This is a genomic window from Pedobacter psychrodurus, assembly GCF_004331735.1.
Taxonomy (GTDB): domain Bacteria; phylum Bacteroidota; class Bacteroidia; order Sphingobacteriales; family Sphingobacteriaceae; genus Pedobacter; species Pedobacter psychrodurus.
On sequence record NZ_SJSO01000004.1, the window covers coordinates 387,746 to 402,896 of the forward strand.

The 15,151-nt window shown below is 37.4% G+C and carries 14 protein-coding genes; 10 read left to right on the plus strand and 4 right to left on the minus strand.

What is annotated here, in order from left to right:
- Nucleotides 1-57 precede the first annotated feature (57 nt).
- The 3 genes from EZ456_RS06745 to EZ456_RS06755 all read left to right on the plus strand — a co-directional run bounded on the left by EZ456_RS06745 (nucleotide 58) and on the right by EZ456_RS06755 (nucleotide 4,540).
- A complete protein-coding gene (locus EZ456_RS06745; protein ID WP_131528538.1) occupies nucleotides 58-915 on the plus strand; it encodes an AraC family transcriptional regulator in 858 nt (285 codons plus the stop codon).
- A gap of 71 nt (nucleotides 916-986) precedes the next feature.
- Complete coding sequence (locus EZ456_RS06750; RefSeq protein ID WP_131528540.1) at nucleotides 987-2,279, plus strand: polysaccharide pyruvyl transferase family protein; 1,293 nt, start codon at nucleotides 987-989, stop codon at nucleotides 2,277-2,279.
- A gap of 164 nt (nucleotides 2,280-2,443) precedes the next feature.
- Nucleotides 2,444-4,540: a glycosyl hydrolase family 95 catalytic domain-containing protein gene (locus EZ456_RS06755; protein WP_131528542.1), complete on the plus strand. Its 2,097-nt coding sequence runs from the start codon at nucleotides 2,444-2,446 to the stop codon at nucleotides 4,538-4,540.
- Nucleotides 4,541-4,572: 32 nt separating this feature from the next.
- Here EZ456_RS06755 and EZ456_RS06760 read toward each other — a convergent pair whose 3' ends face one another.
- Entirely contained in the window at nucleotides 4,573-6,099 is a 1,527-nt protein-coding gene (locus EZ456_RS06760) for a hypothetical protein (RefSeq protein ID WP_131528544.1), read from the minus strand.
- A gap of 187 nt (nucleotides 6,100-6,286) precedes the next feature.
- Between EZ456_RS06760 and rbsK the strand changes: the two genes are divergently transcribed.
- From rbsK to EZ456_RS06795, 7 genes are all read left to right on the plus strand, one after another.
- Nucleotides 6,287-7,213, plus strand: a complete 927-nt coding sequence (gene rbsK / locus EZ456_RS06765) for a ribokinase (RefSeq protein WP_131528546.1) — start codon at nucleotides 6,287-6,289, stop codon at nucleotides 7,211-7,213.
- A 77-nt stretch (nucleotides 7,214-7,290) separates the two neighbouring features.
- Complete coding sequence (locus EZ456_RS06770; protein ID WP_225876491.1) at nucleotides 7,291-8,241, plus strand: GRP family sugar transporter; 951 nt, start codon at nucleotides 7,291-7,293, stop codon at nucleotides 8,239-8,241.
- Between the two features lie 20 nt (nucleotides 8,242-8,261).
- Nucleotides 8,262-10,820 (plus strand): beta-L-arabinofuranosidase domain-containing protein, encoded by a 2,559-nt coding sequence (locus EZ456_RS06775; RefSeq protein WP_131528549.1) that lies wholly within the window; start codon nucleotides 8,262-8,264, stop codon nucleotides 10,818-10,820.
- Nucleotides 10,821-10,874: 54 nt separating this feature from the next.
- A complete protein-coding gene (locus EZ456_RS06780; RefSeq protein ID WP_131528551.1) occupies nucleotides 10,875-11,345 on the plus strand; it encodes a hypothetical protein in 471 nt (156 codons plus the stop codon).
- 47 nt (nucleotides 11,346-11,392) lie between these two features.
- Entirely contained in the window at nucleotides 11,393-11,752 is a 360-nt protein-coding gene (locus EZ456_RS06785) for a macro domain-containing protein (RefSeq protein ID WP_131528553.1), read from the plus strand.
- A gap of 1 nt (nucleotide 11,753) precedes the next feature.
- Nucleotides 11,754-12,098, plus strand: coding sequence for a hypothetical protein (locus EZ456_RS06790; RefSeq protein WP_131528555.1), 345 nt, complete (start codon nucleotides 11,754-11,756; stop codon nucleotides 12,096-12,098).
- Between the two features lie 19 nt (nucleotides 12,099-12,117).
- Nucleotides 12,118-12,606 (plus strand): DUF695 domain-containing protein, encoded by a 489-nt coding sequence (locus tag EZ456_RS06795; protein WP_131528557.1) that lies wholly within the window; start codon nucleotides 12,118-12,120, stop codon nucleotides 12,604-12,606.
- 322 nt (nucleotides 12,607-12,928) lie between these two features.
- Here the strand turns inward: EZ456_RS06795 and EZ456_RS06800 are convergent, their stop codons facing one another.
- The 3 genes from EZ456_RS06800 to EZ456_RS06810 form a co-directional block, all read right to left on the minus strand.
- Nucleotides 12,929-13,429: a DUF6922 domain-containing protein gene (locus EZ456_RS06800; protein WP_131528559.1), complete on the minus strand. Its 501-nt coding sequence runs from the start codon at nucleotides 13,427-13,429 to the stop codon at nucleotides 12,929-12,931.
- Nucleotides 13,430-13,500: 71 nt separating this feature from the next.
- Nucleotides 13,501-14,712, minus strand: a complete 1,212-nt coding sequence (locus EZ456_RS06805) for a site-specific integrase (RefSeq protein ID WP_131528561.1) — start codon at nucleotides 14,710-14,712, stop codon at nucleotides 13,501-13,503.
- 171 nt (nucleotides 14,713-14,883) lie between these two features.
- Nucleotides 14,884-15,151, minus strand: a 268-nt coding sequence (locus tag EZ456_RS06810; RefSeq protein WP_165501264.1) for a transposase, incomplete at its 5' end; no start/stop codon positions are given.

The window sequence follows — 15,151 nt, forward strand, 5'->3', positions numbered from 1 at the left end:
CTTTAAATAATTGTAGTCTGAGTAAATGTTTTTAGCTAATAACCTAACAAACAGCATATGGAAACAAGTTTGATGCAAAATAGACCCCAACTTAGCACTTCTCTTTTCACAAATTACGATGAAATAAAAACGTCTAATGAAAAACTCCATACTCATCCTCAGTACGAACTAGTTTTTACCATTGGAGATGAAGGTACCCGTTTCGTAGGAGATAACGTGAGCTCATTTTTTTGTCATGACTTAGTTTTAGTTGGACCAAATCTTCCTCATTGCTGGCAAAGTAACAATTTATCGAATTCAATTTCCGATACAAGGGAGGTTAAAGTACACTTTGACCAAAGTTTTTTTGGAAAAGAATTTTATGAAATGCCTGAGATGAAGAAAGTTAAAAACCTGCTTCTTTTAGCCCAACGCGGTGTTGTTTTTAGCAATGAAACAGCTGCTAAAATGGGTAATAAAATAATGCAGCTTTCTGGTAAAAGTAATTGGTTAAGAGTAATTGAGCTACTTTCTATTATATGCGAGCTGGCCGAAAGCGACTTTAAAGTTTTAGCTTCAGAAACTTACACTAAATCATATCAACCAGGCGATGATAGGCTTTCAAATATATACAATTATTTAATGGAGAACCATCAAAGAGATATCAATTTGAAGGAAATTGCAGATTTTTCAAATATGAATACTGCCTCATTCTGTAGATATTTTAAGAAAGCCACCTCCAAAACTTTTTCGGATATCCTAAATATAATTAGGGTTGGTTTTGCCTGTAAAAAATTGTTAGACACCAAGCTTAGTATTAGTGAGATTGGATATTCATGCGGTTACCAAAATATTACTTATTTTAATCGTCAGTTTAAGGATATCAAGAAATTAACGCCAACTATCTATCGATTGAAGTATAATAATTGTGCCTAGTCGTTATATTTAAATTAAGCAATTGAATTTAGGAAAATCTAGAGCCATAATCTGATATTAAAAATTAAAAAATGAATAATCGCAGAAAATTTATAAAGAACACTGCTCTTTGCTTAACTGGTACCTTCATAGCCACAAAGGTAAATGGAATGTCTGGATTTTTTAAAACTCTTGGACCAAAACCCCATATTATTGTACGTTCTGGGTGGCAAACAGAAAATATTGGTGACATAGCACATACTCCAGCATTAATGGCTCTGATTGAAAAGTATATTCCTTCAGCAACAGTTACTTTCTGGCCCTTTTATGATTATCTTCCCGATAACGAAGTAGAAATGTTAAAAAAGCGTTTCCCGAAAATGAAATTGGTTAGGGGGAAACTTAATAAAGATGGAAAATCGACCACCGTTGAGTTACAACAAGCAATTTCTACCAGCGATTTAATGATACATAACTCGGGTCCCGCAACTATTGCTTGGGCTGATCTAGAAATATTCAATAAATTTACAGGCAAGCCTTTTGGGGTATATGGAGTTACCTATGGTTTGTATGGAACACCAGAAACCAATATTTTGAATAAAGCCTCTTTTGTATATTTTAGAGATTCTGTTTCACTTGAAAAAGCAAGAGTAGCTGGGGTTAAGGCTCCAGTTATGGATTTTACACCTGATGCTGTTTTTGCTATTGATGTTACCGACGACCAGCGGGCAATAGCATTCTTAAAAGAGAATAACTTAAAAGATGGTCAATTCTTGTGTTGCATTCCAAAACAAAGACATACCCCCGTTTGGTTGCACCCTCATAAAAACAGACCAATTGATCCTATAAAAAATCAGCGTAATGAAGATATGAAACTGCACGATCACCAACCATTGATCGAAGCAATTATTGCAGTAATCCGCAAAACTGATTTAAAGGTGCTGATTACCCATGAAGATGAAACAGAAATGCAGATTGGAAAAGATTGGCTTTTAGATAAGCTTCCAACTGATGTTAAAAAAAAGGTAGTTTGGCGAAATACAGCTTGGCTTACAGATGAAGCAGTGAGTATTTATAAGCGATCTTCAGGGTTCTTCGGATCAGAAATGCACAGTCCAATCATGTGTATAGCCCAGGGTATACCTGCCATTGTGGTAAGATGGCAGGAGCAGAGCAGCAAAGGAATTATGTGGCGTGATATTGGCCTTGGAGAATGGTTATTTGATTTTGATGATGAAGATGAAGTTCGTCGTTTTGTGCCAACGGTGTTAAAGTTTGCTAAAAATCTCAAGGCTGCTAAGATGAAGGCTGTGGCAGCAAAAAAGTTTGTAGACAACAAGCAAAAAGAGTCTTTTTTGGTCGTAAAAAATACCTTGAAGAAATAAATTAAAAGAAATTAACTTTTTAAAACCTAAACATCATAAACAGCAAGTTCTTCAATAAGTAGCAAATGAAAGGGTTTGAAAATAAATTAATTTGAATGAATTAGGCAATCGTCTCTATAATCACAATACACATTTGGCTCATAATTTTTATATAAATAAGCACTATGTTCATACAATTCCAATCACATATTAATAGGTTATTATTTTTCAAAGTAATGCGGTTAGTTGTTATGCTAGCTTTGTTAGCAAATAATGCTATTTCACAGCAAATTAAAAAAGATCTATGGACAATTAATGCTATAGATACGGCTAATTATACACCCGCCTATTTAGGTAATGGTATTGTGGGCTTAAGAAGTCAAAAAAGTGGCTTAAGCGCAGAACGTGTGATTGTTAATGGGTTATATGATCGGTCTAACCTTGGAGATTATGTAAGGCTGATTAACAATTATAACCCTGTTAATATCAAGATTGTTTTCAACGATAAAAAAGAACTGGAGTTTGGCGCTAAAGTTAAAAACTGGAAACAAACCATGAAACTAAAAGAGGCCGTATTAGAAACATCTTACACCTATGGAACCCAGATAGGCGTAAAGACCCAAATGCTAGCTTTACGTAATATACCAATGGCAGCGATGATGATTTATGAGTTTGAAGCGTTAGAAGACATTGAATTTACTGTACAAAATGCAATTACCATACCCGATCGCAGTAAAAATCAAGGTATTTATAAGGCCAACCTTAATTATGGGATGTATAGTTTAAGTACAACTATAAAAGAAAAAATTCCGGTGATGTCGGCGGCTTTCCCTACAGAAACGGGTAACGATTGTGTTTCTGGTGCTAATACATTTTTTTTTAATGGACATGTGCCTCAGCTTAACTACACAAAATTAAATAACCTAAGCCAACAGTTGGCATTTACGGTGAAACTAAAAAAGGGTGAGAAATACTCGTTTTGTATGCTCAGTGCATTTACGCACTCAAAATTTACCAGCGATCCATATAATGATGTTGTACGCATTTGCAGTAGAGATTATAATTTGGGCTACAAACATTTACTAGAAAACCATAAGGCTGCTTGGGCAAAATTATGGGAGAGCGATATAGAGATTGAAGGCGACGATGAAGCACAAATTGATACCAGACTTGCCCTTTATTCTTTATACTCTTCTATCGCTAAAGGTTTTGAGTTAAGTATCCCACCCACTGGTTTAGCAGAAACTGGATGGGGTGGACATATTTTTTGGGATGCCGAACTTTGGATGTATCCGCCATTACTGGTCATGCAACCAACTTTCGCCGCATCTATGGTTGATTTTCGATTTAACACCCTAGCCCAAGCAAAAAAACGAGCTGCACAATTTGGATATCAAGGAGCTATGTATCCATGGGAATCAGACTTGGAAGGGAATGAATGTACGCCAATTTCTTATAAATTGGATATGAATGAGCATCATGTAACTGCTGATATAGCGATAGCCGCATGGAATTACTATAAAGTTACTAAAGACAAATTGTGGCTTAAACAAAAAGGTTTCCCGTTGATCAAGGATATAGCAGAGTTCTGGGTTTCTAGAGTGGGTAAAGATGAAAATGGCAATTATCATATTAAAAATGTGGTTGGCCCAGATGAATACTTCGAAGATGTAGACGATGATGCATTTACCAATGGTGTGGTAAAAGTGGTTTTAGATGCTGCAGTAAAAAGTGCAAAATTGTTAAATGAGTCAATAAACCCCCAATGGCAAGAAGTTTTTAACAAAATAGTGGTCTTAAAACATAAAGACGGGCATACTTTACAAAATGCGCAATATACCGGACAGCGGATTAAACAAGCAGATGTTAATTTATTGGCATTTCCACTTGATTTTATCACAGATAAAAGTCAAATATTAAAAGATTTACAATATTATGAACCAAAGATAGATCCAAATGGACCTTCCATGAGCTATAGTGTACTAGCCACTTCTTACGCTCGTTTAGGGCAAGTTGATAAAGCATATCAACTTTTCCGAAAGGCCTATCAGCCAAACCGAAAGGCTCCATTTGGTTTGATATCAGAGAAGCCAGGTAAAAGTGCTACGGTGTTTTGTACTGGATATGGCGGCATGTTACAAACCATCATTTTTGGTTTTGCCGGAATGAAGATAGGCGAGAATGGTCTTTACCAAAAAAAAGCTAATTTGCCACTTCACTGGGAAAAGCTAACCCTTAAAATGAGCGGACAAGAAGATATTGTTTGTGGCCCAAGTAAGTAACAACAATATTGAATCTTTCTGGTTTGGCATATTTAAGATGAATTAGCTGTCTTTTCATTAAATAGGTGAGATAGCCTCTTCTTGAATATTTTAGCTTCAATCCATGCGGCAAAGTCAAAGATATTCAGGACCTGGAGTTCATACTTATGTTCTGCTATTTCATCGAATTTTTTCTCGATCGCATCCCAGATGACAATGCGCTCTTTAATGGATTTTGGCGACATTTGCATTAATAGAAAGTTGAAGATGATTTTTTCTAGGAGATAGGCTTTCTTGTCATTGTCTTTTAAGGTTCTCTTTATGGATCTGATTTCATATTGGATGTAGTCATGGTTTCCAAGTTCGTAATGGATAAGCAGATTAATCAATCGGGAAGTTCGGTAAACCGGTAAACTATAAAAAATACTGCCTCCCAAGAGGATTTTATTCAAATTGGCATGGGCCAGGTCAATATTCTCCTTCATGAGGTGAATTAATGAGGTATAGAGGTAAACTTCGGCTTGTTTTCCAGGGTTAAGCAGATCAATTTTATTAAATAACTTCTCATCTAGCGATAGGCTGAGTCGTTCTGCCTCCTCGATATTACCCGTATTCAATAGCCTTACCGTTTTGTATATATAGACTATTCGGTTACGGTTTAGCGATTGGAAATCTGAAATATGGTGTAGGGTATTTAATTTATCCAAGAAAAACTGCATTGCGTCAAATTGCCTAATGCTATGCAAGCTATTTAAAACACCTTCTATGGTAGTTAGGTAATCCATTACCGAGGATTCCTTTATATTATCATCGGCCTCAAAAAGTAATATTAACTCTGCAAAAGTTTTAAATGCCGCTTTATAGTCGCCAATGCTCATTAAAAAATAGGCCTGAAACAAGAAATGATTTTTTTTCCCCTCGAAGGTGGTAGAAATCGGTTTCGAGATAAGTGAAAGCTCTGAAACCAACAAATCATTTAGTTCTTCCTTTTGTCTCTCGGTTCTTACATTACCCTTATATAATAATCTATGATGAGCCAAGTGGTATAATGAAGCGTGCTGAAAGATTTGTTGGGTATGTTTTAATAAGGTCTGCACCTTCATTTGCTTTTGAACAAGCTCCTTTTCATTGACAGTGTGAAAGCCTAAGTTGCTGATAAATGTAAGCTCTATAATTGAAGCCCAAATTTGAATGGAATAAAACTCATTCTTTTTCGCCTCCAACTGTACTTTTTGGATTTTTTTAAAAGCCTCAACATACAAACCTCGCTCAAACAACACCATTATGGTCAGTATTTCAGAAGTTAATTTAAAAAGCATTTGTTTATCGCGTTGTAAATGGATGATGGCATCCAAAATAACTTTGAACAAATACGAGCTTGTCGTATTGAATGAGGCATTTGGGCAATAGGAAGAAAAACGTTTCTTAACTTGATCAATATCTTTTTCAGCCAAAAACACTTCAAGTAGCTGTAGGTAATCCTTTTTCCCCTCATGTAAGGTGCCGTACAATTTAAGGTATCGTCTTTCACTTTTTGAAAGTGAGCTAATCAGGGTGGCTAGGGAAATGATGTTACTCATTATATTTTGGAATTATATTTTTTGTAATGGTATTTTCTTGTTCCTAATTGTAAAATTAATATTTTTTGGTGGTTGATTAGTTAATTATTAATTTTTGGAATTATTTTTTGATGCTTAATTGTGTGCAGATTAATTAGCTTTATTCATTATTTTTATAATTGATTTAAAACCAAATATAAATTCTACTATGAAACCATCTATCCTAGTTGTAGGAAGTTCTAATACAGACATGGTAATTAAGGCAGATCACCTACCGAGTCCAGGAGAAACCATTTTAGGCGGAACGTTTTTGATGAATCCCGGGGGGAAAGGCGCTAATCAGGCAGTCGCAGCAGCTAGGCTTGGTGGTTCGGTAACCTTTATTTGTAAAACAGGAAACGATATTTTCGGTAAACAGTCTGTTCAACTTTTTGAAGATGAGGGAATAGATGTTTCACATCTATTGTCAGATTCTAAAAATCCTTCTGGGGTTGCATTGATTACAGTTGATAAAAATGCCGAGAATTGCATCGTGGTTGCCTCTGGTGCAAATGCATCATTAAGCGTTGCCGATCTTCAACAAACTGATGCGGTTATAAAGAACGCTGAAATTGTGCTCATGCAATTAGAAATCCCGCTAGAAACCGTTGCTTACGTTGCTGAAATTGCTTACTTTAATGGAAATATAGTTGTACTGAATCCAGCTCCAGCTTGTAAATTGCCAGATTCGCTTTACAAACATATCAGTATCATAACACCCAATCAGCATGAGGCAGAACTTTTAACAGGTACAAAAGTTATTGACCTAGAGAGTGCAAAAATTGCTGCAAAAATTTTACGAGATAAAGGTGTAAAAGATATAATAATTACGCTAGGTAAGGCCGGAGCACTTGTATATAGTAATTTACTATTTACACATATTGCTGCAGAAAAGGTTATTGCCTTAGATACGACTGCTGCTGGAGATGTATTTAATGGAGCATTAACAGTAGCTATTGCAGAAGGGAAGAGCATTGAAGAAGCTACGGTTTTTGCATGTAAGGCTTCTGGAATTGCCGTTACTCGCTTAGGTGCACAATCGTCTGCTCCCTACCGTAATGAAATAAATTCGGCTACCCATCAATCAATCAATTAATTTTCACCTAGTCAACCAACCAACAGATGTTTATCATACAATCTTATGCCACTGCCATTCTATTTTGTTTTATTACAATGTTATGCTGGGGTTCCTGGGCTAACACGCAAAAGCTCGCTGCAAAGACCTGGCGTTTCGAGCTATTTTATTGGGATTATGTTATTGGGATCTTACTATTTTCAATCGTGTCTGCGTTTACCATAGGTAGCTTTGGCGACCAGGGTAGAGGGTTTCTTGTAGATATAAACCAAGCTAATTCTTCAAGTATATTTAGCGCACTTTTGGGAGGGATAATCTTCAATGCAGCAAACATATTATTTTCTGCCTCTATAGCAATTGCAGGTATGTCTGTAGCATTTCCAATAGCAATTGGGCTGGCACTTGTACTTGGTGTTATTATTAATTACTCTGCTGCACAAAACAGCAACCCAGTTTTACTGTTTGTGGGCGTGGCACTGGTCATGGTTGCCATTTTGCTAAATGCTGCTGCCTATAGAAAGAAAAGTGCAACTAATCAAAAGGTTTCAGGCAAGGGGATATTCCTGGCATTAATTGCAGGGGTATTAATGTCTTTCTTTTATAAGTTTATTGCCAGCGCTATGGATCTGGACAATTTCGTTTACCCTGCCGTAGGGAAGATGACGCCATACACCGCGGTATTCATATTTTCCATTGGTATATTTTTAAGCAACTTCGTATTCAATACCATACTCATTAAAAAACCATTCGTTGGCGAACCAACTAGTTACAAGGCTTATTTTAACGGGAATTTTAAGACCCATTTAACAGGTATTCTTGGTGGGTTGATATGGGGGCTGGGCAACTCACTTAACCTAATCGCTGCAGGGAAGGCTGGTCCTGCTATTTCTTACGGATTGGGGCAGGGTGCAACTTTGATTGCCGCTTTATGGGGCGTATTTGTATGGAAAGAATTTAAAAATGCTCCTAAGGGGACAAATATACTTGTCAGCGCCATGTTTCTGTTTTTTATTGTTGGCCTTTCTCTTTTAATATTATCGGGCGTTTAATTTTAATCACTAAATCTATCATGAACATAAAATATAAATTACTTTTTCTTTTTGCTTTCACTACAAGCATGGCATTCGCACAGTTGCCATTAACGGGACCATGGCGTTATTCTTTTACAAATGATAAATCGAGTGCAGAACCTGGCTTTAATGACTCGGATTGGAAGACCAAGGCGAGCGATAAATTAAAGTGGGATCAAGAATTACCTAAAAGCAGCAATGTTGTCTGGATACGAAAGAAAGTTGTTATTCCTTCCTCTTTAAAAAATGAACTTAAAAAAACAGGGGTCTTGGTATTATACCTTGGGCGAATCAAGCAAGAAGATAAATTTTACCTAAATGGGAAATTCATGGGAGAAACCAATTCTGGTGATATCAAAAGGGCTTATGTAATCAATGAGAAGGATATATCATGGGATCAGGAGAATACGATAGCGGTAAGTATCAGTCATTGGGGAGGTAGTTCTTCAGTAGAGGCATCACCCATTATCACTGCTGCAAAACCTCAACAGGTATTTATCATGGCTGCAAAGGCCACTGGAGCAACCAATAAGCATAAGGTAAATGGTAAAGAAGTGGTTTACATCGGTACGCTAAAAAACAAAGCCGAAAGAACTGTAAATGGAACAATGACGGCAGATTTTTACGATCTAGATCAAAGGAAATTGAAAAGCGTTGTAAAGAACATAACTATAAAAGCTGGCGATAATACCTATTCATTTCCCTACAAATCGCCTTCATCATTTCTTAAGGTTCAGTACACGCTTTCAATCCCTACATATGGCTATAAAGCGCATTGGAATGACGAATATGGTTTCATGGACATTAGCTATAAACCTGCAATCCCTGTGGTTGCCTACAAAGCAAAAGAAACATTTAATCCAGCGTTACTCGGCCAACAAACAATTCAGGGTTGGTTGGGCGAAAAGCTAAAGGCAAATAAAGACCAACGTTTATATAAAGTTGATGAAGCCGGGTTACTTGCGGGTTTTATCAATAAACCAGGTGTGCATCCATGGATTGGAGAACATGTAGGCAAGTTTTTAGAAACTGCATGCAATACCTATCAGAATACAAAAGATCCTCTATTAAAAACTCAGTTAGATCGTACTGCTCAACAACTTATTGCAGCGCAGTTAACAGATGGTTATCTGGGGACTTATGACAATGAAAGCCAGTGGACAAGCTGGGATGTTTGGTCTCATAAATATGATTTGGTTGGCCTTTTAAGCTATTATGAATTAACGGGTTATCTACCTGCCTTAACTGCATCAAAAAAAATAGGCGATTTACTCTATAAAAGATTTGGGAATAAAGCCGGGCAACTGGACATCATAAAATCCGGGGCACATGTTGGCATGGCGGCAACAAGTGTGATAGATCCAATGACTGATCTATACCGCTTCTCTGGCAAGAAGGAATACCTGGATTTTTGCTATTACATTACGCAAAGCTATGACCAAAAAAATGGGCCAAAAATACTCTCAACACTTGATTCTTTAGGTCGTGTTGATAAAACCGCTAATGCAAAGGCTTATGAAATGATGTCGAACCTGGTGGGTCTAGTCAAGTTATATCGTGTGACAGGAGATGAAAAAATACTAAAGCCTGTGCTAACCGCTTGGAATGATATAACGACAAAACGTTTGTACATTACTGGTACAACCAGTTCTTTCGAGCATTTCCAGGACGATCATTTATTGCCCGCTAGTAAAAATGATAATATGGGGGAGGGTTGTGTCACTACTACTTGGGTCCAGTTAAATTTTCAGTTACTTAGCATATTTGGTAAAATGGAATATGTTAACGAATTGGAACGTGCCGTTTATAACCATTTGATTGGGGCAGAGAATCCGCAAACTGGCTGTGTAAGTTATTATACACCTTTAATGGGTGCTAAACCCTATGGCTGTAACATCACTTGCTGCATGTCCAGCGTGCCTCGTGGCATTGCCATGATTCCGCTGTTTACCAATGGAAAAATCAACGGAAGCCCATCTATTCTTTTCTACCAGCCAGGTGTGTATAAATCTTTTGTTAACGGAAAAAATCTCGTTGAATTTACCACTCAAACCTCTTTTCCAGAAAATGGAGACGTTACCATTAACGTAAATCCGGCTGTCAATTCAAAGTTTGAAGTGTTGCTTCGCAAGCCATATTGGGCTGGCGACTTTAAAATCGCGGTTAATGGTAAGGAACAAACAGTAACGACTAATGAGACTGTTTCTTTAAATCGCTTTTGGAACAAAGGCGATAGGATAAATGTGAGTTTTACCTTGCCGGTCAAAGTGTTAGATGGTGGCATAAGTTATCCTGGTTCAATTGCTTTTCAACGTGGGCCGCAGGTGCTAGTTTTTGATAAAAAATTAAATCCAACTTTACCAGAGGTGTTTACCGTTCAGCCAAATTCTGTTCAATTAAATAATGCACCATGCGTATTGCCAGCTAAATGGATAGGTACTCAAGCTTATCAGGTTAAAGCAGAAGCGGGTGGCAAAACCGAGAATATTATTTTGGTTCCTTATGCTGATGCCAGCCAAACAGGTGGTGAAGTGAGTACATGGTTAAAAAAGCAGTAAAAAATCCCCATGTCAATCTGGAGAGCTTTTACAAGACATAACAAAATAGGTGCCATGAAAAATAAAATCAATATTATACTTTTTGCAGCTTTTTTTTTGTGTGGTGCACCTTATGGTGCTTATGCCCAGGTTAAAGGCGACAGAAAAGCTATTTCGATTGCTGCTGAAATAATGGTTGACAAAATTCGTGGTGGTTTATTGGGACAGATCATAGGTAACATAAACGGGATGCCACATGAATTTAAGTATTTTGAAGTGCCTGGTGCCATAGAAAGCTACAGACCTGCTTTGCCGGATGGGGGAATAACTGATGATGATACAGATTTTGAATGGGTTTACATCTACCAAATGCAAAAAAGCCGTAATGCTTTTATCCCTTATAAAGATATCAATGCATTATGGACTAGTCGTATCAATAGAAATATTTGGTGTGCCAATCGTTTTGCCCGACACTTGATGGATCTGGGATTCCAACCACCGTTAACTGGAAACATCACGTTAAATCCTTGGGCCGAATTCAAATAATTGTACACGTCTGCAATGATATCGGCGGGTGGGGAAAAGGTTTTGTGATGGCAATCTCAAAACGTTGGAAAGAACCAGAAAAGAGATATCGGGAGTGGTTCAAATCAAAGACTGGTTTCTCCCTTGGCGAAGTCCAGTTCGTGAAAGTTGAAGACGACCTTTGGGTTACCAACCTGATTGGCCAACATAAAATAAACAAAGACGAAATGGGAAATGCACCAATTCGGTACGAGGCGATATCCAAGGGTCTAGAAAAAGTTGCCCAGTTTGCATCTGAAAATGGTGCAACGGTGCATATGCCTAGGATTGGATGTGGTCTGGCTGGCGGTACATGGGATAAAATCGAGCCATTGATCAAATCGGCTTTGGCTGAAAAAAATATTGAAGTAACAGTTTACGACTTTTAGCATGTGGACACCGATTTCATTAACCGAATTAGAAGGATGGATCTCAAGGGGAGAATCAAAACTCGATGGTGAGCCATTGAACTTTTGGAAGTTGATTAAAATTCCACCCCAGAAATGGCAGGAAAAAGAATATGGAAACGAGGGCGGAGGATTTTGGGTTGTTGCTGTTTTCGGAAATACAGTAATTTTTTATAATGATATCGAAGATGGGTTTAATATTTCGCCATATGCAGTTTACGGACAGATTAGCGAATATGCATGTGAACAAGACGAACTTGATTGGATAGTTCTACTGCTTTACAGGCAGATTAAAGGAGAAAAAGCAGTAAACACAGTAACTAACTAATGATAAACCCCTAAACAAGTTGAACTTTTTAAACAAGTTATTTGCAAAAAAAACTCCTGTAGTTGATTGGGAGATAGTAAAATATTCGGATCAGATATATCCGAAACATTCTTTTACCCTCTTAAAGCTAACCATGCAAAATGGCAAGCTAGGCACTGGCTGGGTTGATAAATCATGTAGAAAGTACGAGTTCAAAGAATTTTGCCCTTATCATATCGGATTAAGTATTGATCTCACTGATAAAGTTGCCGAGAATAATCCCGACTTGGATATGGGCACAATTGAGGATTTCTTTTCAGATGAATTGAAGAGGATATGCATTTGCCACTTGGTTTCTAGGCTGGTATCAGATAGAGGAATGGAAATCGAATGTTATTCGGAAGAGAATGAACCTATCGAGCAATTTTTAAGAAAGGTTAGTCTGGCAGAAAACAGATTGGTATCTTTTACCTACGAAATAGATTTTGACCCGAAGTGGAAGCGAGTAAATCGGTTGTTAAGTTTATAGTGGATTATATTTATGTTTCGCCGAATTAAAATATCCTTGCTTTCACACTAATGGAAAACAAAGTAGCATGCCTTTTATTTGTGAATTAATGAAGTTAATTATTCCGACCATAACCGTAAACAGAAAAAAATGAGAATAGAAATTTTGATAATACTTTTTACGTTTAACATTTTAGGACATAAGGACGAGATTAAATTTGAGAATCCAAATTTCGAAAGAATAGTATTAAGCAAATATCCAGAAATTGACTTAAACAGTAACGAAAGGATTGAGGTAACAAGGTAAAAAGAGTTGAGCTGATGGTCTTGCATCAGCGTCTGGATTAGATCCAGTGTCCCTGGTGTAACTGTTTCTTTTTGTAACATCTGAGTTTTTCTTTGCTCAACTGAAAATATTTGCAAACGGCCTCCATGGTCATATCAGAAAGATAGGTGATATCTTGTCTGAGAGCTCGAATTACGTTTTCTCTACCATAAAACCTGATCATCTCTTCCCAATCCATTGTATTGCCTTTATCCAGCACCCGTTCGATAACGGTTTTGTAACTCCTGCTCCAATCCAGTTTATCAAAATCAAAATCCCAGAACAATACCTTTGGAAGGTCTGGTCTTCTTACCTTTTGTATCAGTGGCTGTCTTTCAATTTTGATTTCATCGTTTTCGAACGGAATCTTCCTTTTTGAAAGATAATTGTTCAATGTATGATAGTTATAGGATGGGTAGCTGTCGCAAAATCCCTTCAGACTTGAAAATACATCGATATCTGTACTGGCGAATCTTTTCCAATGCACCACGATCACTCTTTTGTTCAATTCCTTTAACATCCTACAAATCTAATCAAAACAGGAATTAATGCCTAATATTTTCAAATATTTGTCAGTTATTAGTTTTTTATCTAGTTATATTTATCCTTTAGAAGGGCCATATCTGCACTTACCTTGATATCCAAGACCTTTGCATACATCTGGGTAGTCCTGACATTGGTATGGCCGAGCATCTTCGATACGCTTTCTATCGGTACACCATTCAATAGCGTAACGGTAGTGGCAAAGGTATGGCGGGCAATATGCGAGGTGAGTTTTTTCTCAATTCCGCACAGGTCGGCAATCTCCTTCAGGTATTCGTTCATCTTTTGGTTGCTAGGAACTGGAAGAAGCAAGCCTTTATTGAGACAAACTTTGTTGGTGGAATATCTATCGACAATCTCAACAGCTGTTGAAAGTAGCGGAACTGATGACCTTGTTTTGGTTTTCTGCCTATTGGTAAAAATCCATCGGTCGCCATCAATTCCCTTTCTGATATTCTCCTGTTTCAGTTTGAAGACATCGACATAAGCCAAACCAGTAAAACAGCAGAAAATAAAAACGTCTCTTACCTGCTTCAATCTCTCCGATAAAAACTCTTTTGCTGCGATATGAGTCAATTCCTCCTTGTTCAGACAAAAGCGGTCAACATTCTTCGTTTTGCCTTTATACGCCGTAAATGGCGATTTGTCTATCCATTCATTCTCCATACAGATGCGAAGGATTTTCCCGAGGTTTTTGATGTTTTTTACCACATAATTGTTCGCACAGCTCTTGTCAGATCTCAAATAATGGTCAAATCCGTTCAGAAATGCCTGGTCGATAGTTCTAATGTTCATATCGGCTACACCATATTTCAAAGGAATAAAAACCTTAAGGTGTATTTCCAAAACTTTATAGCGGTTCAATGTGCCACGATCGAAATCTTTACCGACAAGCTGTTCCATCTTTAAATTATGGTCGGCAACCGCTTCCAATAGGGTATGTGAATTAGTAAGCGTACCCAGATAACTTGATTTGATGGCATCGGCAGTAATCGGCAACCCCATATCGAAAACACGTTGATGGGCATAATAAACTGCATTCTGCAACTGGTCAAGATGGATATTCAACACCTTGATCTCTTCTTTTGAGCCTATGGCTCTGCCGCCCTTGGCATTCCATCGTTTGGGATCGCAGTGACGATTAGTTGCAATCTCTGCACGATTTCCTTCTACGGTAATCCTCATGTAGATCGGCACATTTCCACTCACATAGTTCTTTTGCTTTTTCAGATAGAAAAGTAGGCTAAAATTGGTCTTCATAATCTCTCGATTTTAGTTAAACAAACATAGCTTTGCTTCTTAAAATACACAAGATGTTCAGTTTATAACAACCTGTTCAATAGATGTTTATATACCATTCGGTGAGTCAATTTTAACCGTTTTGCCTTACTCACCGAATCACGGATCAAGCAAAAAAGTTGGGGATTAATACTAGGCATAAATCTTAGCTAATCTGAATAAGAAGAACTTTACACTTCTTACTCCCCTAAACTGTGCCCTGAATGCTTTTATTTTAGCATTGAAAGATTCAGCAGAAGCATTGGTACTCCTATTTGTAAAGTAGTTTAATATGGTTTCATAGTTGTTCTGTATCGTTCTTGAAATGGTGTTAAACGACTTGAATCCAGCGGCTTCTACCTGATTATACCAAATTGCCAGTCTTTTAAAAGCAACTATTCTGTCTTTGGATGTACTGAGT

What these genes read in the sequence shown, in the direction of transcription:
- EZ456_RS06755 (WP_131528542.1), top strand. Translation starts at nt 2,444, where the DNA reads ATGTTCATACAATTCCAATCACATATTAATAGGTTATTATTTTTCAAA.
- EZ456_RS06750 (WP_131528540.1), top strand. Translation starts at nt 987, where the DNA reads ATGAATAATCGCAGAAAATTTATAAAGAACACTGCTCTTTGCTTAACT.
- EZ456_RS06800 (WP_131528559.1), bottom strand. Translation starts at nt 13,429, where the DNA reads ATGTTAAAGGAATTGAACAAAAGAGTGATCGTGGTGCATTGGAAAAGA.
- EZ456_RS06745 (WP_131528538.1), top strand. Translation starts at nt 58, where the DNA reads ATGGAAACAAGTTTGATGCAAAATAGACCCCAACTTAGCACTTCTCTT.
- EZ456_RS06780 (WP_131528551.1), top strand. Translation starts at nt 10,875, where the DNA reads ATGAAAAATAAAATCAATATTATACTTTTTGCAGCTTTTTTTTTGTGT.
- EZ456_RS06805 (WP_131528561.1), bottom strand. Translation starts at nt 14,712, where the DNA reads ATGAAGACCAATTTTAGCCTACTTTTCTATCTGAAAAAGCAAAAGAAC.
- rbsK (WP_131528546.1), top strand. Translation starts at nt 6,287, where the DNA reads ATGAAACCATCTATCCTAGTTGTAGGAAGTTCTAATACAGACATGGTA.
- EZ456_RS06790 (WP_131528555.1), top strand. Translation starts at nt 11,754, where the DNA reads ATGTGGACACCGATTTCATTAACCGAATTAGAAGGATGGATCTCAAGG.
- EZ456_RS06775 (WP_131528549.1), top strand. Translation starts at nt 8,262, where the DNA reads ATGAACATAAAATATAAATTACTTTTTCTTTTTGCTTTCACTACAAGC.
- EZ456_RS06760 (WP_131528544.1), bottom strand. Translation starts at nt 6,099, where the DNA reads ATGAGTAACATCATTTCCCTAGCCACCCTGATTAGCTCACTTTCAAAA.
- EZ456_RS06785 (WP_131528553.1), top strand. Translation starts at nt 11,393, where the DNA reads ATGGCAATCTCAAAACGTTGGAAAGAACCAGAAAAGAGATATCGGGAG.
- EZ456_RS06770 (WP_225876491.1), top strand. Translation starts at nt 7,291, where the DNA reads ATGTTATGCTGGGGTTCCTGGGCTAACACGCAAAAGCTCGCTGCAAAG.